20 protein-coding genes are annotated in these 23002 nt (G+C 70.7%); 8 read left to right on the forward strand and 12 right to left on the reverse strand.

Annotated elements, in window-relative coordinates; translation table 11 throughout:
* The first annotated feature begins 16 nt into the window (after window positions 1-16).
* Window positions 17-286, forward strand: coding sequence for an exodeoxyribonuclease VII small subunit (locus H4F99_RS13000; protein WP_182670175.1), 270 nt, complete (start codon window positions 17-19; stop codon window positions 284-286).
* Window positions 279-1160 carry a polyprenyl synthetase family protein gene (locus H4F99_RS13005; protein ID WP_182670176.1) on the forward strand — a complete coding sequence of 294 codons (882 nt, stop codon included), beginning with the start codon at window positions 279-281 and terminating at the stop codon, window positions 1158-1160. The genes H4F99_RS13000 and H4F99_RS13005 overlap by 8 nt, the downstream gene beginning before the upstream one ends.
* Window positions 1161-1254: 94 nt before the next feature.
* Here the strand turns inward: H4F99_RS13005 and H4F99_RS13010 are convergent, their stop codons facing one another.
* The gene (locus tag H4F99_RS13010; protein ID WP_343064220.1) at window positions 1255-1707 is read right to left on the reverse strand and encodes a DUF4870 domain-containing protein; all 453 of its coding nucleotides are present in this window, start codon (window positions 1705-1707) and stop codon (window positions 1255-1257) included.
* Between the two features lie 81 nt (window positions 1708-1788).
* The gene (gene pmbA / locus H4F99_RS13015; RefSeq protein ID WP_182670314.1) at window positions 1789-3105 is read right to left on the reverse strand and encodes a metalloprotease PmbA; all 1317 of its coding nucleotides are present in this window, start codon (window positions 3103-3105) and stop codon (window positions 1789-1791) included.
* Window positions 3106-3297: 192 nt separating this feature from the next.
* On the opposite strand from pmbA, the gene yjgA reads away from it, so the two are divergent.
* On the forward strand, window positions 3298-3828 hold the full coding sequence (gene yjgA, locus H4F99_RS13020; RefSeq protein ID WP_182670177.1) for a ribosome biogenesis factor YjgA: 531 nt from the start codon (window positions 3298-3300) through the stop codon (window positions 3826-3828).
* A gap of 35 nt (window positions 3829-3863) precedes the next feature.
* Here yjgA and tldD read toward each other — a convergent pair whose 3' ends face one another.
* From tldD to H4F99_RS13040, 4 genes are all read right to left on the reverse strand, one after another.
* Window positions 3864-5306 (reverse strand): metalloprotease TldD, encoded by a 1443-nt coding sequence (gene tldD, locus H4F99_RS13025; RefSeq protein ID WP_182670178.1) that lies wholly within the window; start codon window positions 5304-5306, stop codon window positions 3864-3866.
* Window positions 5307-5417: 111 nt separating this feature from the next.
* Window positions 5418-9263, reverse strand: a complete 3846-nt coding sequence (locus H4F99_RS13030; protein ID WP_182670179.1) for a YhdP family protein — start codon at window positions 9261-9263, stop codon at window positions 5418-5420.
* Window positions 9264-9293: 30 nt separating this feature from the next.
* Entirely contained in the window at window positions 9294-10781 is a 1488-nt protein-coding gene (gene rng, locus H4F99_RS13035; protein WP_182670180.1) for a ribonuclease G, read from the reverse strand.
* Window positions 10778-11365 (reverse strand): Maf family protein, encoded by a 588-nt coding sequence (locus tag H4F99_RS13040; RefSeq protein WP_182670181.1) that lies wholly within the window; start codon window positions 11363-11365, stop codon window positions 10778-10780. The genes rng and H4F99_RS13040 overlap by 4 nt, the downstream gene beginning before the upstream one ends.
* A 230-nt stretch (window positions 11366-11595) precedes the next feature.
* Here H4F99_RS13040 and H4F99_RS13045 point away from each other — a divergent pair, with 230 nt between their 5' ends.
* The 3 genes from H4F99_RS13045 to H4F99_RS13055 all read left to right on the forward strand — a co-directional run bounded on the left by H4F99_RS13045 (window position 11596) and on the right by H4F99_RS13055 (window position 13210).
* Window positions 11596-12318 carry an SIMPL domain-containing protein gene (locus tag H4F99_RS13045; protein WP_246372049.1) on the forward strand — a complete coding sequence of 241 codons (723 nt, stop codon included), beginning with the start codon at window positions 11596-11598 and terminating at the stop codon, window positions 12316-12318.
* A 2-nt stretch (window positions 12319-12320) separates the two neighbouring features.
* Window positions 12321-12473: a hypothetical protein gene (locus H4F99_RS13050; RefSeq protein ID WP_182670182.1), complete on the forward strand. Its 153-nt coding sequence runs from the start codon at window positions 12321-12323 to the stop codon at window positions 12471-12473.
* A 74-nt stretch (window positions 12474-12547) separates the two neighbouring features.
* Window positions 12548-13210 (forward strand): energy transducer TonB, encoded by a 663-nt coding sequence (locus H4F99_RS13055; RefSeq protein ID WP_182670183.1) that lies wholly within the window; start codon window positions 12548-12550, stop codon window positions 13208-13210.
* Between the two features lie 27 nt (window positions 13211-13237).
* On the opposite strand, the gene rlmH is transcribed toward H4F99_RS13055, so the two are convergent.
* On the reverse strand, window positions 13238-13708 hold the full coding sequence (gene rlmH / locus H4F99_RS13060; RefSeq protein ID WP_182670318.1) for a 23S rRNA (pseudouridine(1915)-N(3))-methyltransferase RlmH: 471 nt from the start codon (window positions 13706-13708) through the stop codon (window positions 13238-13240).
* Between the two features lie 131 nt (window positions 13709-13839).
* On the opposite strand from rlmH, the gene H4F99_RS13065 reads away from it, so the two are divergent.
* Both H4F99_RS13065 and H4F99_RS13070 read left to right on the forward strand, forming a co-directional pair.
* On the forward strand, window positions 13840-15570 hold the full coding sequence (locus H4F99_RS13065) for a glycoside hydrolase family 43 protein (RefSeq protein ID WP_182670184.1): 1731 nt from the start codon (window positions 13840-13842) through the stop codon (window positions 15568-15570).
* Window positions 15571-15670: 100 nt separating this feature from the next.
* On the forward strand, window positions 15671-17239 hold the full coding sequence (locus H4F99_RS13070) for an alkaline phosphatase PhoX (RefSeq protein WP_182670186.1): 1569 nt from the start codon (window positions 15671-15673) through the stop codon (window positions 17237-17239).
* Between the two features lie 97 nt (window positions 17240-17336).
* Here H4F99_RS13070 and rsfS read toward each other — a convergent pair whose 3' ends face one another.
* The 5 genes from rsfS to leuS form a co-directional block, all read right to left on the reverse strand.
* The gene (gene rsfS / locus H4F99_RS13075) at window positions 17337-17759 is read right to left on the reverse strand and encodes a ribosome silencing factor (protein WP_182670187.1); all 423 of its coding nucleotides are present in this window, start codon (window positions 17757-17759) and stop codon (window positions 17337-17339) included.
* Between the two features lie 81 nt (window positions 17760-17840).
* The gene (nadD, locus tag H4F99_RS13080; RefSeq protein WP_182670189.1) at window positions 17841-18488 is read right to left on the reverse strand and encodes a nicotinate-nucleotide adenylyltransferase; all 648 of its coding nucleotides are present in this window, start codon (window positions 18486-18488) and stop codon (window positions 17841-17843) included.
* Between the two features lie 5 nt (window positions 18489-18493).
* Window positions 18494-19546 carry a DNA polymerase III subunit delta gene (gene holA, locus H4F99_RS13085; RefSeq protein ID WP_182670191.1) on the reverse strand — a complete coding sequence of 351 codons (1053 nt, stop codon included), beginning with the start codon at window positions 19544-19546 and terminating at the stop codon, window positions 18494-18496.
* A gap of 3 nt (window positions 19547-19549) precedes the next feature.
* Window positions 19550-20152: an LPS-assembly lipoprotein LptE gene (locus tag H4F99_RS13090; protein WP_182670193.1), complete on the reverse strand. Its 603-nt coding sequence runs from the start codon at window positions 20150-20152 to the stop codon at window positions 19550-19552.
* Between the two features lie 71 nt (window positions 20153-20223).
* Window positions 20224-22950 (reverse strand): leucine--tRNA ligase, encoded by a 2727-nt coding sequence (gene leuS / locus H4F99_RS14710; RefSeq protein ID WP_425488027.1) that lies wholly within the window; start codon window positions 22948-22950, stop codon window positions 20224-20226.
* Between the last annotated feature and the right edge of the window lie 52 nt (window positions 22951-23002).

Consider the following 23002-nt stretch of genomic DNA (forward strand, 5'->3'; position numbering starts at 1 on the left):
CTTCACACTTGCCCGCATGCCACGCAAAGCCGCCCCCGAACCCTCTCCGGTCGCCGATTTCGAACAATCCCTGGATGCGCTCGAGCATCTCGTGGAGAAGATGGAGCAGGGTGAAATGAGCCTCGAAGACTCGCTGGCGGCCTACGAGCGCGGCGTTGGCCTGTACCGCCGCTGCCAGGCCGCCCTCGAGCAGGCCGAGTTGCGCGTGCGCCTGCTCAGCGATCCACAGTCCCCCGACGACGCGCCGCCTTTTGCCGCCGACGAGACGACCGGCGGCAATGCCTGAGTCGCTGTTCGAGGGCTGGCGCGCGCGGGTGGACGCCGCGCTGTCCAGCGCACTGCCCGACCCCGCCACGCCCCCCAGCCGTCTCCACGCCGCGATGCGCCATGCGGTCCTGCTGGGCGGCAAGCGGATGCGTCCGCTGCTGGTCCATGCCAGCGGCCACCTGTCCGGCGCGGAGGCAGGCACGCTGGATGCCCCCGCGATGGCGGTGGAGCTCGTGCATGCCTACTCCCTGGTACACGACGACCTGCCCTGCATGGACGACGACGCGCTGCGCCGGGGACAGCCCACCGTGCACGTGGCCTTCGACGACGCGACCGCGGTGCTGGCCGGCGATGCCCTCCAGGCGCTCGCGTTCGAGGTCCTCGCCCATGCGCCCGTCGACGCGGCCACCCGCGTCGAGCTGCTCCGGACGCTGGCCTCGGCCTCCGGCGTTTCCGGGATGTGCGGAGGCCAGGCCCTGGACCTGGACGCGACCGGCAACGGCCACGTGATCTCGCTGGAGGCCCTGAAACGCCTGCATGCGATGAAAACCGGCGCCCTGATCCGCGCCGCGGTGCGCATGGGGGCGCTGTGCGGCCACGCGGATGTCGCCACGCTCGAAACGCTGGACCGCTTCGCCCGTGCCCTCGGGTTGGCCTTCCAGGTCCGCGACGACATCCTCGACATCGAAGGCGACAGCCGGACGCTTGGAAAGACCGCCGGCAAGGACGAGGCCCAGGCCAAGGCCACTTTCCCCGCGCTGATCGGCATGGCCGCTTCACGCTGCCTGCTCAGCGACCTGGCCGCGACCATGGACGATGCGCTCTCGCCCTTCGGCGAAGCCGGTGCGCCGCTTGCCGCGCTGGGGCGCCTGGCGATCGAACGCGATCGCTGATCGCCCCGCCCCGACAAGGCCATGAACATCCGCGACACGAACGACAACGCCGGCCCAAGGGCCGGCGCGTCGGGTCACGCACTGCGGGCGATGCTTACTTCACCAGTCGCAACGTGAAGGGGTAGCGGTAGGACTGGCCTTCGTTCGCCTTGATCGCCGCGATGATGGTGAACGCGATCCATGCGATGGCCAGCACCACGCCCAGCGGTGCGGTGAGGATCGCGCCGATACCGAAGGTGATGATCGTCAGCAGGAACAGCGCCAGGCCGATCAGGCCCACGGTGATGTTGAAGTTCAGTGCCTCCTTGCCCTGGTCGTCGACGAACGCCATCTCGTCCTTCTTGATAAGCCAAACCACCAGCGGGCCAACGATGTTGCCCAACGGGATGATCAGGCCGACCAGCGACGCAAGGTGGGCGAACATGCCCCACTGGTTCTGTTCCGAAGTGCCGGGCGGCGGCGCGGACGGCGGCGGCGAGGCGGGCGGCGGTTCCGCGTGCGGCGGCGGGGTGGGTCCGTTGGCGTTCGGGTCGTGGGTTTCGTTCATGGTCCTGCTCCCTGGGATCGTGCGGCCACTGTCGACCGATCACCGTCGCCCGTCAACTGCCGGACGGCCCCCTGCCCGGTTTCATGCCTCGCCCGCCACGGTCATGCCACCGACCAGCATGGAACCCACGCGCACGTGCGAGCGAGGATCGACGTCGGCGCCGACGCCTTCGATCGCCGCGAACATGGCGCGCAGGTTGCCGGCAACGGTGATGCCGTCCACCGGGTGCTGGATCTCGCCGCCCTCCACCCAGAAACCCGCGGCGCCGCGCGAATAGTCGCCGGTGATGTTGTTCACCCCCTGCCCCATCAGCTCGGTCACCAGCAGTCCGCGCCCCATGCCCTTGAGCAGCGCATCGAGGCCCTCGGCATTGTGGGTCACCTGGAGGTTGTGCACGCCGCCGGCATTCGCCGTGGTTTCAAGGCCGAGCCGTCGCGCGGAATAGCAACCGAGGATGTAACGCTGCAGGACACCATGCCGCACGAGGGCGGACTCGCGCGTCGCGACGCCTTCGGCGTCGTAGCTGCCCGAGCGGAAGCCCCGCGCCAGGAAGGGAAGTTCATCGATGCCGAACCACTCCGGGAACAGTGCGGTGCCGGCGCTGTCGAGCAGGAAGCTGGCGCGACGGTAAAGGGCGCCGCCCGCCACCGCCCCCAGCAGGTGGCCGACCAGCGATCGCGCCATCTCCGCCGAGAACACGACCGGATAGCGGCCGGTGGCGACACGGCGCGGCTCCAACCGGGCGACGGTGCGCTCTGCAGCACGACGGCCGATCGCCTCGGGCGCCTCGAGGTCTTCGGCGGCGAGGCCGATGCTGTACCAGCCATCGCGCTGCATGCCGTCGCCGCTGCCGGCGATGAACGCGCTGCCCAGACTATGCTGGCTGCTGCGCTCACGGCCGATGAAGCCGTGCGAGTTCGCGTACACGCCCAGGCTGGTGCCGGTCCCGAGCGAAGTCCCATCGGAATTGCCGATCCGGGGGTCTGCATCGCGCCCCGCCTGCTCCGCCGCCAGCGCCAGCGCGATGGCCCGGTCCGGATCGTGTTCGACCGACCAGGGGTGCCAGCTGTCGAACTCACGCAGGTCGCTGGCCATCAGCCCGGCGTCCGCCAGGCCCGACGCCTCGTCATCCTCGGTATGGCGGGCGATGGCACAGGCCTGCTCGACGGTCGCCGCCAGGCTGGCATCGGCGAAATCCGCGGTGCTGGCACTGCCCTTGCGCTTGCCGAAGTAGACCGTGACGGCCACGCCGCGGTCGCGGGAGGCCTCGACCGTCTCCACCTCGCCCTGGCGCACGCTGACGCTGAGTCCGGTGTCTTCATTGCAGGACACCTCGGCCTGGCTGGCGCCGGCCGCACGGCAATGCTCGAGCAGCCGCTCGGACAGGCCTGCGAGCATGTCGAGGCGGGCCTGGGAGTCGTCGGGATGGGCAGTGATCGGGTTCAAGGGGCTGTCCTGGTCCTGGACCGTGGTACTGGAACGTTCCAGCGCGGGTGGCGCCGGGATGAATGCGAATGCGGAGCCGGCGTGCTTTATCGCCGCCAATCCGCGAAAATCCGGGGCCTACATGGCTTCCTGCGACCCTTTACCATGCGCGGCATCGACGAAGACTCCGGCGAATTCCGCGGCCCCAGCCGCAGCCAGCAGCGGCGTGAAGCGCTGGACGTGCTGGAACTGGGCCGCAAGCTCTCCGAACTGACCGACGCGCAGCTCGAGCGCCTGCCGGTCCCGGAGTCGCTGCTGCCGCACATCCGCGAGACCCGCCGCATCACCTCGCACATCGCGCACAAGCGCCAGCTGGCGTTTCTGGCCAAGCAGATGCGGCGCGAAGAGGACGAAGTGCTGGACGCGATCCGCGACGCATTGGACGAGAGCGGCGACGCGGCCCGCCGCGAAGTCGCGGCCATGCATCGCGCGGAAGCCTGGCGTGACCGCCTGCTGGACGAAGGCGACACTGCGCTGGGCGCGTTCATCGACGCGCATCCCACGGCCGATCGCCAACAGCTGCGCCAACTGGTCCGCAACGCGCTGGACGAGCGCAAGCGCAACAAGCCGCCGCGTGCCTACCGTGAACTGTTCCGTGCGATCCGCGAGCTGGTGGTCGACGCACAGGAGGGTTGAGCACGGGCCGTTGGGATGCAGGGCAGGCGCCGCGATCACGCCTGCGTGCCGCCCACCGTCAGGCCTTCGATCAACAGCGAGGGCTGGCCCACGCCAACCGGGACGCTCTGGCCGTCCTTGCCGCACACGCCCACGCCTTCGTCGAGGGCCAGGTCATGGCCGACCATGCGGACTTTCTGCATGGTTTCCGGCCCATTGCCGATCAGTGTCGCGCCCTTGACTGGCGCGGTGACCTTGCCGTCCTCGATCAGGTAGGCCTCGGTCGCGCTGAACACGTACTTGCCGCTGGTGATGTCAACCTGGCCGCCACCGAAGTTGACCGCGTACAGCCCCTTCTTCACCGAGCGGATCATTTCTTCCGGATCATGCTGGCCAGCGAGCATGTAGGTGTTGGTCATGCGCGGCATCGGCAGGTGCGCGAAGGATTCGCGGCGGCCGTTGCCGGTCGGGGCCATGCCCATCAGGCGGGCATTGAGGGTGTCCTGCATGTAGCCAACGAGGACGCCGTCCTCGATCAGCGTGGTGCACGAGGTCGGCGTGCCTTCGTCGTCGACATTGAGCGAACCGCGCCGTCCCGGCAGGGTGCCGTCGTCGACGATGGTGACGCCGGGCGACGCCACGCGCTGGCCCATGCGTCCGGCGTAGGTGCTGGTGCCCTTGCGGTTGAAGTCGCCCTCCAGACCGTGGCCGACCGCCTCGTGGAGCAGCACGCCGGGCCAGCCCGGCCCCAGCACCACCGGCATCACCCCGGCCGGCGCATCGACGGCATCGAGGTTGACGAGGGCCTGGCGCAGGGCTTCGCGGGCGAGCCGCTCGGGCAGGTCGCCGTCCAGTAGTTCGGCATAGGCATAGCGCCCACCACCGCCGGCATAGCCGCTCTCGCGGCGGTCGCCCTGCTCGACGATGACCTGCACGTTGAGCCGCACCAGCGGCCTGACGTCGGCGGCGAGCACGCCGTCGCTGCGTGCGACCAGCACGGTGTCGACGCCGCCGGACAGGCTTACCATCACCTGCTTCACGCGCGGGTCCGCCGCGCGCAGCAGCCGGTCGACGCGTCGCAGCGCTTCGACCTTGGCCTCGGTCGCGTAGCCGTCGATGGGATCCTCGGCCGGATACAGGCTGCGGCCGCTGCCGCGCACCAGCGCCTGCGGACCGACCTGGCGGCCGTCGCGGGCGATGGCCCGGGCCGAGCCGGCGGCATCGAGCAGGGCCGTGGCGTTGATCTCGTCCGAGTACGCAAAGCCGGTCTTCTCGCCGCTGATGGCACGTACGCCGACGCCCTGTTCGATCGAATGCGCACCGTCGCGGACGATGCCGTCCTCGACCGTCCAGCTCTCGCGCCGGCTGTGCTGGAAATACAGGTCGCCGAAATCGATGCCCGGCCCCAACAGGGTGCCGAAGGCGCGCTCCAGCTGGCCGGCATCGAGGCCGGCAGGGAGCAGCAGGCGGGTTTCGGCAACGTGCAGGGGAAGGCTCATGAACGGTTCCAGTAAAGCGGCAGGCGGCCTGCCCCGAGCGTAACGGCCGGCGCCGGGTTTGGCATCCCGCAGGGGGCGGTCATCCCGATATGGTGCCGCGCTCCGTCCCGATCAACCCGAGGGTACGGGGGCGTCCGAGGCGCGGCGCACTTCGCGCGTCACGACCTCCACATGGGGTGATTTCCACGGGCCGGTGACGTGGTAGGTCTTCGCGGTGATGTCGCCGAGCGGCTTTTCCAGCACCGCATTGGCGGCGGCACCGATGGCGGCACCGACCGGGCCGCCCGCGATCGCACCCACCGCGGTCAACAGGTTGCCCGCCTTGGGCCGCACCTCGATCGTCTGGTCGAAGGTCTCCGCACGCAGGTCCGCGCTGCCGCGCAGATCGATGTCGGCGGCCGGTCCGTCGATCCGCAGCGCATCGCTGTGGGCCCGGCCAGCGGCGAACACGATCCCGCCGTCGACACGGTTGTAGGCGAAGCCTTTCGAGAACAGGTCGCCGAAATCGAGCATCAGCCGTCGCGGCAACTGGGCCACGCTGAGCAGCCCCAGCACCCGACCGGCGCCGGGCTCGACTTCCAGCAACGCACCATCCTGCGCATCGACCGCGAGGCGTCCTTCGAGTGCCTTCGCGCTGAAGTCCGCGGGGCTGCCGGGCCAGCTCGCGTCCAGGCGCAGCGTGCCTTCGCCGCCCTCGGTGCGCCCCCCCAGTCCCAGCCCTTCGAAAAGCGCGCCGAAGTCCGCGCTGCGCACGCTGGCGCTCATGCGCGTGCGCGCGTATTGGCCCTGGCCGCGCCAGAGTCCATCGACGTCGATCGCATGCAAGGGGGCCTCCGTGGTTAGGGTTTCGATACGCATCCCATCCCCCTCCGGCCGCGACCGGAAGCTTGCGCGGCCGAGGTCGGCCTGCTTGATGCGCAGTGCGTCGACCTCGAAGTCGAGTGCTGGAACCGCCGCGGGGTCGAAGGTCTGTGCGGCGACAACGCCTGCCGTGGTCCCGCCCGCGGCGGCAGGCGTCGCGTCGCTCCCCGCCGCCGAGGCCGCTGGCGGCACGGCACCCTTCGGCTGGGGCATCCAGTACACGCGCTCGAAATGCCCGGAAATAGGCGCCCGCTCGCCGCGCGGGACCGCGAGGCGTCCGTTCAGGGCATCGCCGGTGGCCACCACGTTCCATTGCCCGTCCCCGCCGGCCGACACCTGCACGCGGGTGTCGGGAAAGCGGCCGCCGAGCAGGTGCAACTGGCCTGCGGTGACGTCGACCCCCGCAAGCGACAGCGCACCGTCGCCTCCTCCACGACTGAACGCGATCCAGTCGATCGCATCCAGGCGTTCGGCATGCCCGGACACCCGCAGCCCTTGCGCGGGGGGCGCCTCGTCCACGCGCCCGGCACCCAGTACCACGCGCACGCCACTGCGCCCCCCGGTACTGCGGGCCCTGAGGGCGAGCCGGTCGCCGAAGCCCACGCTCACGTCCCCGGTGCCCCAGGGCAGGGAGGTGTCGACCTGCACCGGCAGCGCCTCGCCTGCCGGCTTGCGCATCGGCTCGGGCAGCTCGAACGCGGTCCCGACCAGCGCGGAGTCGAGCGTCAGGCGAACGCCACTCCCGGCACCTTGCCCCTGCGGCACGTCCACGCCGATCCGCCACGGCGAGCGGCCGTGCACGTGGGGAGCCAGCCAGGCAAGGTCCGGCGCGCGCGCGAGCAGGTCGCGCGCGTCCAGGGTGGCTTCCAGCCGGCCCTCGAACGCGTGCCCGGCGTCCTGTACGTGGCCTTCGCCCGCCCGGAGCGAAAGAGTCCCCGGCTGCCCTTCATGCACCACCGACAACCCGTCGGTCTGGAATCCATTGCGATCGAACCGGCCACGACCGCTCACGTGTTCGAAACGCAGGTTCCAGCGCGAATCGCCCAGCACCGCCCCAGCGAGATCGACGCGGCCGCCCAGCTGCATCGGCTGGCCGGCCACCAGCGGCAGGCGCAGGCCGAAGTCGACCCGCGCGTCGCCACGCGCGGACAGGTGGTCGAGCGTGTCCCCGGCGTGCGTGCGCAGCGGACTGGCGCGCAGCACGTCGAGCAATGCACCGGCATCGCCCCGTGCGTCGGCATCGACCGCCAGGCGCCCCCCTTGATAGTGATCGATGCCGGCCTCGACGCGGGCCACGCGCAGGCCTTCCAGCTCGCCACTGCCGGTGGCGCTGAAGCCATCCCCGGCGAACCGCACGTCGGCCTCGAAGCCCTCCAGGGCCGGCCAGCCCGGCTGGAAGGCGACGACGCCCTCCTCGATCCGCGCGCGGGCCTCGAACAGGCCGTCTTGCGCGAGGAAGGGCCAATCGTCCAGGTCACCACTGAGGACCGCACGCCCGTCACGTACCGTGCCGTCCACGAGTGCGTTGTCCAGCCATTCGACTGCCGGGGCCGGCATCCGGTGCCGCACCCAGAATCCCTTCGCCACGGTCACGCGCGCGGTATCGATGCGGGCCGCCACGTCGATCCGCGGGCGACTGCCATCGCCCTGCCACACCAGCCCCCCTCGCAGGTCGGTCCCGAAGCTGCCGCCGTCCACGCGCAGCCCCGGCGTGGCCAGCTCCCAGCCCGTGGGGCCCCGCCAACCGGCGAGCGCGCCCTGCAAGCGCACGCGATGCTCGACACCGAAGCCGCTGGGCCAGTCGAACAGCACCGGCGCGTGGTCATCCGGCACGAAGGCGAAACCGCTGGCATCACCCCGCAGGTGGCCTCCCAGCCCGGACAGTGCGGGCGCATCGCCGACCACCTCGAATCCGAAGCCCTCCACGTCCGCTGCGAAGCGCATGGCGCCGCCGGCTTCACCGGCAAGCTCGACGTCGCGCAGGGTCATGCGCGGCCGTGCGCTGCGCAACCACTCACGCAGCGGGACCGGCACCCGGGGGCTGAGCGCAAGCACCGGCACCAGCGGTGCCAGGTCGATACGCTCCGCGGCCAGTCCATAACGGCGGCCACCGGCCACCTGCAGGCCATCGAAGGAATGACGTGCGCCTCCGGTATCCAGCGCCAGGCGCGGTGCGTCGAAACGCCAGCCGCCCTCGACAAGCTGCCATCGCACCAGGGCATCGGCCTGGTCGATGGTGACGGGCGTCCCCGCGTGCCCGGCCACCTCGACGAGCGAGACCGCGGCCAGGTCGCAGCGTGCGGTCACCTCCACGATCCGGCTGCCGGACAGCCGCGCCCAGGCTTCGGCACGGCCATGCCCGCTGGCGACGGCCACGCCGAAGGCCCGCAACAGCGGGCTCCATTCCGCCAGGTCCACCTCGTCCGCCCCGACGTAGGCGCGTCCTCCGCCGCCACGGCGCTCCAGCGACAGCGTGGCATTGACCGGCTTCGCACTGTCCTGCGGCCAGGCGCGCACGGCCGCACGCACGGTGTCATGGTCGACCTGCAGGCGCAGCTGGATGCGCGGCACCTCGGCGTCGATGCCCAGTCCCGGCGCGAGCAGACGCAACCGCCCATCGATGACCTGCAACTCGCCGAGCGACTCGAGCATGCCGAACACTTCCTCGGCGGATCGCTGTTGCCCCGGCAGGCCGCGCACGTGCCAACGGCCCTGGGCGTCGCGCTCCAGGCGCAGGCTCAGGCCGCGCAACCGCAACTCGGAGAGCGCCTGTCCCGGCAGCAGGCCGGCGTACACCGAGACGAGCATCTCCGCATCCCCGACCTCGAGCGCCTCGCCCGGTTCGCCGATGCGCAGGTTCTCGAGTTCCAGCAGCGGCCCGCGGCGCGTCCATGCCGTCCGCATACCATCGAAGGCGACCGGCCGGCCGGCCTTACCGGAGAGCCAGGCGGCGACCCGTTCCGGGTGACGCTCCACCAGCGGCAGCACCTGGCTCACCGCGCCCAGTAACACTGCGACGAGCACCAGCACCACCGCCACGCCGTAGACCAGGCCACGGCGCGCCAGTCTCATGCGTCGGCGCAGGGGGGTGGGCATGTTCAGCGCGTTCCGGCGACGCGCCGTGCCTCAGAGCAGCACCACATCAAACTGCTCCTGCGAGTACTGCTCGTCCGGCTGGAAGCGGATGCTCTTGCCGAGGAATTCCTCCAGTTCCGCCACCGCGGTGGACTCCTCGTCGGTGATCCGCACCACGACCTGGGGCGAGGCGATCACCAGCAGCCGCTGCGCGTCGAACTGGCGCACCTGCCGGACGATCTCGCGGAAGATCTCGTACGTGACGGTCTCCGGCGTCTTCAGCGTGCCGCGGCCACTGCATTCATGGCAGGGCTCGCTGAGCTGGCGCTCCAGGCTCTCGGTGGTGCGCTTGCGCGTCATTTCGACCAGCCCCAGCGGCGAGAACTCGTACACCGTCGACTTGGCGTGGTCGCGTGCCATCGACTTCTCCAGCTGGCGCAGGACCTGGCGCCGGTGCTCCGGGTCGGTCATGTCGATGAAATCGATGATGATGATACCGCCCAGGTTGCGCAGCCGCAGTTGCCGCGCCACCGACTGCGCCGCCTCGAGGTTGGTGCGGTAGACCGTCTCCTCGAGGTTGCGCTGGCCGAGGAAGGAACCGGTGTTGACGTCGATCGTGGTCATCGCCTCGGTCTGGTCGATCACCAGGTAGCCCCCGGACTTCAGCGGCACCTGCTTGTCCAGCGCGCGCTGGATCTCGTCTTCGACGCCGTACAGGTCGAAGATCGGCCGCGCGCCACTGTAATGTTCGATCTTCTCGTCCAGCCCGGGCATGAACTGCGCGGCGAAGGTCCGCAGCTTCTCGCAGGTCTCGCGCGAGTCGACCTTTACCCGCTCCACGTCCTTGCGCATCAGGTCGCGGACCGCGCGCATCGGCAGGCTCAGGTCCTCGTACACGCGCTGGCCGACGCCCGCCGCGACGACGCGCTCCTCGATCAGCGCCCACGCGCGTCCCAGGTAGGCGATGTCCTCGGCCAGCGCCTCGGTGGGCTGGCCCTCGGCATTGGTCCGGACGATGTAGCCATGCCCCGCTTCGGCCACCGCGCGCTCGGCGATCACGCCCTTCAGGCGCGCACGCTCGGCTTCGTCCTCGATACGCGCCGAGACCCCGACCACGCGGGTACGCGGCAGCAGCACCAGGTAGCGCGACGGTATGCTCAGTTGCGTGGTGAGGCGCGCGCCCTTGCTGCCGATCGGGTCCTTGACCACCTGCACGATGATGTCCTGGCCCTCGCGCAGCAGTTCGGTGATCGGACGCGTCGGCGCCGGCGGCAGCGGCGCCTCGTCCCCCTCGCCGTTGCTGACCGGCGGCGGCCGCGCGATGTCGGCCGCATGCAGGAACGCCGCACGCTCCAGGCCGATCTCGACGAAGGCGGCCTGCATGCCCGGCATCACCCGCTGCACCTTGCCCTTGTAGATGTTGCCGACCACGCCGCGCGCCCAGCCGCGCTCGATGTGCAGCTCCTGCAGCATGCCGTTCTCGACGACGGCGACGCGGGTCTCGCGCGGGGTGACGTTGACCAGGATCTCCTCGCTCATGCGACGGCCTCCACCGGTGCCAGCAGGCCGGCCCGTCGCAGCAGCCGGTCGGTTTCGCGCAGGGGCAGCCCCATCACGCCGGAGAAACTGCCGTCCAGCCGGCCGACGAAGACCTCGGCCGCGCCCTGGATGCCGTAGCCGCCGGCCTTGCCGAACGCCTCGCCGGTGGCGACGTAGGCGGCGATGCGCGCCTCGTCCAGCGCGTCGAAACTGACCTGCGACACCGACACCGCCTCGAACTCGCGCGCGTCGGAGACGAGCCAGACGGCGGACACCACGCGGTGCGTTCGACCGGACAGGCGGCGCAGCATCGCCGCCGCGTCGTCGCCGTCGCGGGGCTTGCCGAACACCTCGTCGTCGAGGATCACCTCGGTGTCCGAACCCAGCACCCACGCGCCCGGTTCGCCGGCCACGTGTCCAAGGCCCGCGCGCGCCTTCTCGTGCGCGACGCGGCTCACGTAGGCATCCGCGGCCTCGCCCGGCAGGCGGTGCTCCGGGATGTCCAGGTCGATCGGGTCGAAGTCGATGCCCAGGCGGGCGAGCAGGTCTCGGCGGCGGGGCGACTTCGAGGCGAGGTAGAGCATCGGGACTCCGAGGAAAAAGACGTGCCACCGCCCCGCGACGCGCACCCGGGTGGTGCCGGGACCTCGCGCCTGCCTTGCGCAGGGGCAGGCGTCGGCATCCCGCAAAGCATAACCCGCGCTGACTGAGCGGCAGCCGACGGCGGCCACCCGCGACCCCGCGGCGGCTCACCGCCCGTTCACCGCTGGCAGGTTCAATGAACAGGGCATCCCCTGCCCTGATGGAGCCGTCCATGAAGCGATCCACCCCGCTGCTGTTCGCCACCCTGCTTGCCCTTGGAGCCCTGCCCATGAGCCCGCGTGCCCAGACCCTGCCCCACGCCGTTGCCCCGGACGGAACCCTGCTTTCGGTGTCCGCCACCGGCGAAGCCCGCCGCAATCCCGACATCGCCACCCTGTCCACCGGCGTGGTCACCCGGGCCGCCGGCGCGGACGCTGCCATGCAGGCGAACGCCACGCAGATGGAAGCCGTGATGGCGGCCCTGCGGGGCGCGGGCATCGCCGCGCGCGACATCCGGACCAGTGGCGTCAACCTCTACCCGCAGTACCGCCACGAGGGCGACACGCCGACCATCACTGGCTACCAGGCGAGCAACACCGTCGACGTGACCGTCCGCGACATCGGCTCGCTCGGCGAGGTGATCGGAACGCTGGTCGATGCCGGCGCCAACCAGGTCCACGGTCCGTCGTTCGACGTCGACGACAAGACGGGGGCGCTGGACGAGGCGCGCCGCGATGCCGTCGAACAGGCACGCGCACGCGCCGCGGTGTATGCCGACGCGCTGGGCCTGCGGGTACGCCGCATCGTCAGCCTCGGCGAAGGCGGCGGCCGCATGCCCGGGCCGGTCCCGATGATGGCGATGGCCCGCGCCGAGAAGGCCGCGAGCCCGCCGATTTCACCTGGCGAAAGCACCCTCTCCGTCACCCTCGACGTGGTCTTCGAACTCGGACGCTGAACATGGCCAAGCCCACCCGCGAGCCCGACCCCCGTCCCGGCCGGTCCCCGGGCTACCCGGAGAAGCAACCGCGCGACAAGCGCGACAGCCGCACGCCGCCGGCCCCGGAGCCGGCCGAGGACGTGGGCGAACCCCCGGCGAAGAAAGGGGGCTGAAACGCGGGGCGGCCAACCCCGCCCCGCCCACCGGGCCGTTAAGTCGGGCACCCCAGGAAGAACGGAGGTGCCCGATGTCCCCGATCCCGACCGACCGCTTCGGCCGCGACCCGGCCGATCGCCCGGATTTCCATCGCGTCATCGCCCAGGCCGGCGTTCTGGTCCTGCACGCGGCCGCACTGATGCTGTTGCTGACGCCGGCACGGATCCAGTTGCCGGAAGCGCCCACCCAGGACCTTGTCGTGGTGGTGCCACCGCCGATCCTGCGGCCGCCGGCGCCTCCTGTCGAGGTATCGGTGACGCCACCCCGCCGCACGCCCCCATCCCGCCCGCTCGACCCGCCGCGGGTCGCACCCGTGGACACCGCGCCGGTCTTCGACACGCCACTCCCCCTCGACCTGCCCGCCCTCGATGCGACGGACCCCTTGGATGCGCCGGCCGCGGTGCCGGACCTGTCGCCGATGGCCGGGGCGACGCTTGCCTACGCCAGTGCTCCGCCGCCGCCCTATCCGGGCGCCGCGCTCCGTGCCGGGCGTTCGGGCCGCGTGCTGCTGGAGGTGACGGTCGGCGCCGACGGCCACCCCGTCGATGTCCGCGTGGTCGAAAGCAGCGGCCACCGCGACCTGGATCGTGCGGCGACGCGGCAGGTCCTGCGCCACTGGCGCTTCCGGCCTGCGATGCGCGACGGACACGCGGTCACCGCGATCGGCCGGGTACCGGTGGACTTCAGGCTCTGATCGCCCGCCACGCCACCGCGCCCGGCGTCAGGCGCGGTGGTACGGGTGGTTGGCCAGCATCGCCGCGGCCCGGTACAACTGCTCGGCCACCACCAGCCGCACCAGCATGTGCGGCAGGGTGGCCGGGCCGAGCGACCAGGACTCATCGGCCCGCTCCAGCACCTCCGGCGCATGGCCCTCGGGACCACCGATCATGAAAGCGAGGTCGCGCCCCTGCCCACGCCAGTGTTCGAGCCGTTGCGACAGCTGCTCCGAACTCCATGGACGGCCGCGGCCGTCGAGGGTGACGACAAGGGCCCCCTTGGGCAACGCCGCCAGCACCCGCCCGCCCTCGTCGTGCATCGCACGCGCGGTGTCGCGGTTCCTGCCGCGCAATCCGGGCGCCACTTCCACCAGTTCGAACGGCAGCCAGTGCGAGAGGCGCTTGCGGTAGTCCTCGAAGCCTTCCGCCACCCACGCCGGCGCGCGTTCCCCGACCGCGATCAATCGTGCCTTCATGCCGCCATGGTAGCGGCCATCGCCGGCGCCCGAGGTATGCCATCCGCGCAGGGCTGACATGCCATGCATCGCCGGTGCTAGGGTCCGGCACGGGCGGACGTCCGCCGCGACGACGGGAAAGGGGGATGGGCATGTCCACGCGCGCCACGCCGGCCCGGCTGCTGGTCCTGCTGCTGGCTTTGGCGTGGAAGGCGGCCAGTGCCGGCGAGCCTCCTGTCGCCCGCTTCGATGCGTTCCGGTACGAGGGCCATGATCCCGCCGATGAGGCGTTCACGCCCGGACCCGGGCAATACCGCAACCCGATACTGCAGGGCTTCTACCCGGATCCAAGCGTCGTGCGCGTCGGCGCGGATTACTATCTCGTCACCTCCACCTTCGGCTGGTTCCCGGGCATCCCGGTCTTCCACAGCCGCGACCTGGTGCGCTGGAACCAGCTTGGCAACGCGATCGACCGCCCGGACCAGCTCGATTTCGGCAGGGAGAGCCTGGTCAACGGCGTGTTCGCTCCGGCCATCGAACACCACGATGGCCGGTTCTACATCGTCAATACCTGCTTCCCGTCCTGCGGCGGCAACTACGTGCTGACCGCGACGGATCCCGCGGGCCCCTGGTCCGACCCGACGTGGCTGCCCGACCTTGGCGGGGGTATCGATCCCTCGCTGTTCTTCGACGACGACGGACGCGCCTGGATCGTCAACAACGACCTGCCCGAGGGCGGGCGGGAACGCTATCCGGGCCATCGCGCGATCTGGCTGCAGGCATTCGACGCCGACACCCTGCGCACCTTCGGGCCACGCCGGGTGCTGCTGGACGCGGGGATCCGTCCCGGTGAGAAGCCCACCTACGTCGAGGGACCCCACCTGTTCAAGCACGCGGGCTGGTACTACCTCACCGCCGCCGAAGGCGGCACCGGCGAAATGCACCAACAGGTCGTCCTGCGCAGCAGGACGGTGACCGGCCCCTACGAAGCCTGGGACGCGAACCCGGTGCTGACCCAGCGCGACCTGCCGCGCGATCGCCCGATGCCGGTCACTTCGGCGGGCCACGCCGATTTCGTCCGGACGCCCGACGGCGACTGGTGGGCCGTGTTCCTCGGCAACCGGCCCTACCCGCCGGCCTCCGCGCACCATGTGAACACGGGGCGCGAAACCTACCTCCTGCCGGTCGAATGGCACGACGGCTGGCCGCGCATCCTCGCCGCGGGGCTGGCCATTCCGCGGATCCTGGATGCGCCCGGGCTTTCCGCCGGCAAGGCCGCATGGCCCACGTCGGGACGCTTTGCCATCGAGGACGACTTCGACGGGGAGACGCTGCCGCCCTACTGGATGTCATTGCGCACCCCGCGACAGACGTGGCACCGGCTCCACGACGGCGCCCTGCACGTCCAGGCATTGGAGATCGGACTCGGCCAACGCGATACGCCGGCGTTCCTCGCGCGACGACAGCAGCACCAGTACGCCATGGCCACGACCACGCTGCGTTTCGTCCCGCTCCGCGACGGCGACATCGCCGGCCTGGCGGCGTTCCAGAACGAGGAGTACTGGTACCTGCTGGCGCTGGCCCGGGAGGGCGGCGAGGACCGCATCGTGCTCGACCGTCGCGATGGCCGCAATGCCGGCGAGCCTGCCACCGGGGTTCGCCTGGCGTCGGCGGCCCACCCCCCAGGGGCCGCCGGTGCGCCGCTGCGGCTGCGCATCCGTGCGCGCGGCGGCCGGCTCGACTTCGAGTACGCCCACGGCGACGGCGACTGGCACACCCTGCTCGCCGATGCCGATGGGACCCTGCTCAGTACCGCGACCGCCGGCGGTTTCACTGGCGTGGTGTTCGGCGTGCATGCCGGGCGACGCCCCGCCGGCGACTGAAGCCGCCGTCACGGTACGGACGACTGCAACGCGCCGGTAACCGCGCGGTTATCCGGGGACCAGAACATCGGGCACTCCCCCAGCCCGCAGGAGTCCCCCGATGCAAGCGCTCGACACCTCCCGCCGCCAGGTCCTGAAAGGCAGCGCCGCCGCGATGGCGGTGGGCGCCATCGGAAGCCTTGGCGCCCTCCATGCCCGACAGGCGGAGGCCCACGGCCGGCACCACGGTCCGCGCGACCCGGTGCAGATGGCGCCCGTCCCGAGTCCGTATGGCCGACTGGCCCCCGTGGCCGACCTGAGTACCGGCCTTCCGCTGCTGCAGTTGCCACGCGGCTTCAGCTACCGCAGCTACGGCTGGAGCGGCGACCTGATGGCCAACGGCCAGCCCTGCCCGGATCGCCATGACGGCATGGCGGTCGTCCGCGCCTATCCCACCGGCTGCCCCTGGCGACCGGGGCGGAGTCGCGGGCGCTGGCCCCGCCCGACGCCCGAACTCGTACTGGTGCGCAACCACGAGCGCGGCGCGACGGCGCCGATCCAGGCGCCCGGCATGTACGACACGGGCGACGTCGGCGGCGGCCAGCGCGCCGGGGGCGGCACCACCAACCTGGTCTGGCGCGAAGGCGAGTGGGTCGACATGGAGCCGAGCCTCGGCGGCACCCTGGTCAACTGCGCCGGTGGCCCGACCCCATGGGGCACCTGGCTGACCTGCGAGGAGATCAAGACCGACCTGGCTTCGAGCGAGGGCAAGAAACACGGCTACGTGTTCGAAGTCCATCCGGAGGCCAGCCGCACCACCGGCCGGCCACTGGTCGGCCTCGGCCGCTTCAGCCACGAGGCAGTCGCCGTCGATCCGCGCACCGGCATCGTCTACCTGACCGAGGACGACCGCAACAAGGCGGGCCTCTACCGTTTCATCCCCCACCAGCGCTTCGGTCGCCCCGGATCGCTGGAGAACGGCGGCCGGCTGCAGGCGGCGCGCGTGCGACGCCAGCCGAACGCGGACCTGATCGTCGCGGAGATCGGCGACCGCTACCGGCTGGAATGGGTCGACATCCCCGATCCCGACCTCGACACCGTCGCCGCGCCGACGGGCTTCCCGGACATCGGCGATGGCGAAACGCTCAGCGGCCCGTTCGCCCAGGCCTGGGCCGAGGGTGGCCTGCGCATGAGCCGCGGCGAGGGCATCTGGTACGCCCATGGCAAGATGTTCATCGTCGACACCGCTACCGGCGTGGACGGGCAGGGCCGGCCGGGTCGCGGCAAGGGGGCTGTCTGGGTCCTCGACCTGTACAGCCAGCAGCTGACGGCCTTGTACGTCAGCGGCAACCAGTTGGCCGGCAACAACGCCGACAACATCACCGTAAGTCCGCGCGGGGGCGTGGTGCTGTGCGAGGACGGCGGCGAGAGCCCGGACGCATACGGACCGGGCGCGCGCCTGCTCGGCCTGACCCGTCGCGGCGAGGCCTTCTACCTGTGCAAGAACAACGTGGAACTCAGCGATACGCAGATCGCCGGCGCCGGCAAGGTGATCCCGGAAGGCGATTACCGCGGCAGCGAGTTCTGCGGAGCGTGTTGGGACCCGATCGGACGCACCCTGTTCGTCAACATCCAGACCCCGGGCATCACCTTCGCCATCCAGGGACCCTGGTGGTGGGGCGGTCTCTGAAGCCCCCCGGGGCGGCGGGGTATACGCCCCGTCGACCCGTCGATACGGATCGGCGCCCCTGGGGCGCCGTATCCGTCCATGTCCCCGGCAGCGAAGGCTAGTCGTCGTGCGTTGCGTCCGGCTCATCCGCGGCATCACCGGGCGGCTGGTCGCCGACCGTCCACAGCCGCTCGAGGGCATAGAACTCGCGTACGCGTGGCAGCATGACGTGGACGATGACGTCGCCGAGGTCCACCAGCACCCATTCCGCTTCGCGCTCACCCTCGACGCCCAGCGGCATCACGCCAAGCGCCTTGGCGAACTTCACCACCTCGTCCGCGATGGACTTGACGTGGCGCGTGGAGGTGCCCGATACCACCACCATGTAATCCGTGACGCTGCTCTTGCCGCGCACGTCGATCTCGACACTTTCCTTGCCCTTCAGTTCATCGATGCCGGATCTGACGGCATCGAGCAGATGCTCGACGGCGGGCGGCGGATCGGGAAGGCGGGTCTTGATGACGGTGGTGGGGTTGCTCAAGGGCGCGACCTGGGCGTACGTGGAGGGATGCGTGATTATACCCGTGGATCGAGCCGGATCCGGGCCCGCCACGCCCCCGGTTCAGGCGGCCGCACCGTACAGGCCACGCTCGAGGATGTAGCGGGCGACGGCCGGCGGCACGCGCGCCTGCCACGGACGCCCGGCCGCGATATCCGCCCGGATGGCACTGGCGGATTCAGGGTGCGGCGGCTGGTTGAGGCGCAGCACGCGGCCCGCCGGCGCGTTCAGCAGATCTTCTGGACTCGCGGTCCATCGACCGTGCAGGGCCGCCGACAGTTCCGGCGGGAGCATCGCGTCCAAGGGACTGCCGGGCCGGTCGGCCACGACGAAATGCACGCTCTCCAGCAATGCCCGCCACTCGTGCCAGTTCGCCAGGCCGACAAAACTGTCGGCACCCACCAGCAGCGCCAAGGGATGCGCGGCCCCCAGTACCTGGCGCAGCGCCGCGACCGTATCGATGCTGTAGCTGGGACCGTCGCGGTCGAGCTCCCGACGGTCGACCGACAGGCCCGGCTCGCCGGCAATCCCCAGCGCCAGCATGTGCGCACGATGTTCGGCGCTGGCCCCCGGCGCCGCCCGGTGCGGCGGATCGGCCGCCGGCATCAGGCTCACCCCGGTGTCGAGCGCATCCCGTGCGATCCGGGCCATGGCCAGGTGGCCGTTGTGGAACGGGTCGAAGGTGCCGCCGTAGACGAGCCGCAGTGCCACCCGGATCAGGTCGCGGCCGTAGCGAGCAGGCGCACCGCCTTCGGATCGGCTATCGCCAGCAACAGGCGCTCCAGGCCCAACCACGGATCCCCTGCCTCGCGCCCCTTGACCATGCGGTCGACCCGGCCCGCGACGCCGATGAAGGCTTCCCAGCGGGCGGGGGGATGACGCTGCAGGGCGCGGCGATACACCGACTGCTTGGCATCCCAGATCCGTTGCGCCTTGAACTCGGCGCCGAGATTGCCGCCCCGTCCCTGGACCCGCGCGAGCGCCGCCGCTCGCTGCAGCTCCATCACCAGCATGCCCATCAGGGCCGGCACCGCGTTGCCCTCGGCGCGCAGGCCGGCCAGCATCCGCGACACCTGTGCGGGCTCGCCGTTCAGGGCGGCGTCCGTCAGGCGGAACACGTCGAAGCGGGCGGCATCGGCCACCAGCGTTTCCATCCGCGCCGCATCCAGCGGCGGGGCGCCGTCCCCAGCCAGCAGGGCCAGCTTCTCGATCTCCTGGGCCGCCGCCAGGAGGTTGCCCTCCACGCGGTCCACCAGCAACTGCACGGCGTCGCGATCCGCCACCAGGCGATGCTTGCGGAGCCGGCGCTCGACCCACTCGGACAGCTCGTGGGGTTTGATGGGCCAGGCCACTGCCACTTCGCCAACCCGGGCGATGGCCTCGCTCCACTTGCCGGCATGGCGCTTGCTCCATTCGTTGCAGGTCACCAGCAGCACCACGTCCGGGGGGGGCTGTCCACAGAACCTCTGCAGCAGTTCGGATCCCGACTTGATCGGCTTTCCCGAAGGCAGCCGGACTTCCAGCAGGCGCCGGCTGGCGAACAGGCCCGGCGCGGCGAAGGACGCTTCAAGCGCGTCCCAGTCCGCGTCGGACTGCTTGCCTTCGATCTCGAACACCTCGCGCTCACCGATGCCCTGCGCACGCGCCGCCGTCCTCACCGCGTCCGCGGCTTCGAGCACCCGCAGGGTCTCGGCGCCCGCGATCAGGTACGCAGGCTTGAGCGGCCCATCTTCAACGCGTGCAGCCAGCTGCTCCGGCTTCAGCTCCATCGATCACTGGTCATCCACGTCTTCGACGAAGACCGGCTCGCTGTCCGCGTCCGCGGGTACCCCGTCTGTGGCAGGCGTCGCCCCGGCGGGCGGCGCCTCGAGGGCCAGGGCGGCCTGGCGGCGGGTCACCGCATCCAACCGGCGAAGGATGGAGCTGGTCATCTCGCGCCGCAGCTCCTTGACCAGGATCTCGCGCTCGCCCTCGGTGCCGATCGAGTTGGTCGGCACCGAGATGTAATCGCGCGACAGTTCGATCGCCTGCCGGGGCACCATCACCGTGCCGTCCGCGGCGCGCATCTCGAAGATCGTCGCGTAGCGGAGGCTGTATTCCTGCGCGCGCCCCTGGGCATCGACGCTGATCGGCGTGTCGCCCCAGCGCTCCGCCACCAGGTCCAGCACCGCGACATCCGTGGCAGCCGCGGGCGCGATCGCCACGCCGGCCCGCGCGATCGACTGGGAGAGGTTCTCCGCCAACGGGCTGTAGCGGTCCGCCGAGACCACCTTGACCGCGCCAAGGTCCGGCGGCAGTTCCAGGGCATTGCGCAGGTGGAAGCCACAGCCCGGGAGGGCCAGCACGAGGAGGACGGCGAACAGGCGTGTGCGCATGGGCGAAGTCTGGACGAGGCGGTGGACGGCGGCAAGCCGCGGGGTTCAGCGGAGGTTGGCGACCCCCGCCGTCAGCCCACGACGATGTTGACGATCTTGCCCGGCACGACGATCACCTTGCGCACCGTCTTGCCTTCGAGGTGCGGGACGACATGCGGTTCGGACAGCGCGAGGCGCTCGGCTTCCTCCTTAGAGGCACTGGCGGGCAGCTCGATGGTGCCGCGCAGCTTGCCGTTGACCTGCACCGCCAGCGTGACCGAGTCGCGGACCAGCGCCGAGGCATCCACCGACGGGAACGGCACGTCCTCCAGCAGCGTCTCCGGATGCCCCAGCGCCTGCCACAGGGCGTGGCTGACGTGCGGGGTGACCGGATTGAGCATCAGCACCATCGCCTGCAGCACTTCGTGGCGCACCGCACGGCCCTGGTCGCTCATGTCGTCGAACTTCGCGACGTGGTTGAGCAGCTCCATCAGCGCGGCGATCGCGGTGTTGAAGCTGTGGCGGCGGCCATAGTCGTCACCGACCTTCTGGATCGTCTCGTGCAGTTGCCGGCGCAGGGCCTTCTGGCCGGCGTCCAGCGTGGCCACGTCGACCTCCGGATGGTCCGGCTGGGCGACATGGGTCAGGACTTCGCGCCAGAAGCGGCGCAGGAAGCGCGCCATGCCCTCGACGCCCGCCTCGTTCCATTCCAGCGACTGCTCCGGCGGCGCCGCGAACATCGAGAACAGGCGCACCGTGTCGGCGCCGTACTTGCCGACCATCTCGCGCGGGTCGACGCCGTTGTTCTTCGACTTCGACATCTTTTCGGTGCCGCCGACCTCGACCGGGTGGCCATCGGCCTTCAGCGTCGCACCGGTCACCCGGCCCTTGTCGTCGCGCACGACCTCGACGTCGGCGGGGTTGATCCAGTCCTTGCTGCCGTCGGGATTGGCACGGAAGTAGGTATCGGCGATCACCATGCCCTGGGTGAGCAGGTTGCGCACCGGCTCGTCGCTGTCGACCAGGCCCTGGTCGCGCATGAGCCGGTGGTAGAAGCGGAAGTACAGCAGGTGCAGGATCGCGTGCTCGATGCCACCGATGTACTGGTCGATCGGCATCCAGTAGTTCGCGCGCGCGTCCACCATGTCCGGGGCGCCCGGGCTGGTGTAGCGGTGCATGTACCAGCTCGACTCCATGAAGGTGTCGAAGGTGTCGGTCTCGCGCTCGGCCGCGCCGCCACAGGACGGGCAGGTGGTCCGGCGCCATTCCGGGTCTGACTTGATCGGCGAAGCGACGCCACTGAATTCGACATCCTCGGGCAGCAGCACCGGCAGCTGGTCCTCGGGCACCGGCACGTCGCCGCAGGACGGGCACAGGATCACCGGGATCGGGCAGCCCCAGTAGCGCTGGCGGCTGACGCCCCAGTCGCGCAGGCGGTAATTGACGCGGCGGCGGCCGATGCCGGCCGCCTCGAAGCGGCTCGCCAGCGCGTCGAGCGCCTGGTCGAAGTCCAGGCCATCGAACTCGCCGGAATTCACCAGCCAGCCACGCTCTGTGTAGGCACCTTCTTCCTGGATCGCGCGGACGAAGTCCTGCACGACCTGCACCGCGGCGCCGGTGTCGTAGACGTCTATGGCGGTGCCGCTGCCCAGCGCGGCGGCCATGGCGTCGTCGTGCTTTTCGATGTGGCGCGCGATCTCCTCCAGCGCGTCCCGCACGGCGGCCGACGCGATCACCGGGCGGATCGGCAGGCGGTAGCGCGTGGCGAACTCCCAGTCGCGCTGGTCGTGGCCCGGCACCGCCATCACCGCACCGGTGCCGTAACCCATCAGCACGAAGTTGGCGACATAGACCGGCACTTCCTCGCCGGTGACCGGGTGCACGGCGCGCAGGCCGGTGTACATGCCGCGCTTTTCCTGGGTCTCCAGCTCCGCCTCGGAGACACCCCCCTGGCGCAGCTCGGCGATGAAGTCCGCCAGCGCGGGGTTGCCCGCGGCGGCGTGCGTGGCCAGCGGATGCTCGGCGGCGACCGACAGGAAAGTCACGCCCATCAGCGTGTCCGGGCGCGTGGTGTACACCTCCACGGGCGCCACCGGCGTGCCGTCCTCGTCGACCACGTCGAAGCGGATCTCCAGGCCTTCGCTGCGGCCGATCCAGTTGCGCTGCATGGTCTTGACCGCCTCGGGCCAGCCGTCGAGCGTGTCCAGCCCGTCCAGCAGTTCCTGCGCGTAGCCGGTGATCTTCAGGAACCACTGCGGGATCTCGCGCTTCTCCACCAGCGCGCCGGTGCGCCAGCCACGGCCGTCGATCACCTGCTCGTTGGCCAGCACGGTCTGGTCGACCGGGTCCCAGTTGACGACGGAATTCCTGCGGTAGGCCAGGCCCTGCTTCATCAGGCGGACGAACATGCGCTGCTCGTGCACGTAGTAGTCCGGCTGGCAGGTGGCGAACTCGCGCGACCAGTCGATCGCGTAGCCCATCTGCTGCAGCTGCGCTTTCATGTGCGCGATGTTGGCGTAGGTCCACTTCGCCGGCGCGGTGCGGTTCTTGATCGCCGCATTTTCAGCCGGCAGGCCGAAGGCGTCCCAGCCCATCGGCTGCAGCACGTTGTGCCCGGTCATGCGCTTGTAGCGGCTGATGACGTCGCTGATGGTGTAGTTGCGGACATGGCCCATGTGCAGCGCACCCGACGGGTACGGCAGCATCGACAGGCAGTAGTACTTCGGCTTGCCGGAGGCCTCGTCGACCTCGAAGGCACGGGTTCCGGTCCAGTAGTCGCGGGCGGCGGCCTCGATGGACCCGGGCTCGTAGGGACGGATTTCGCGGACGGCTTCGCTGGACACGGTACGGACATCTGGCAGGGGACCGGAA

Source organism: Marilutibacter penaei (assembly GCF_014145395.1).
Taxonomy (GTDB): domain Bacteria; phylum Pseudomonadota; class Gammaproteobacteria; order Xanthomonadales; family Xanthomonadaceae; genus Marilutibacter; species Marilutibacter penaei.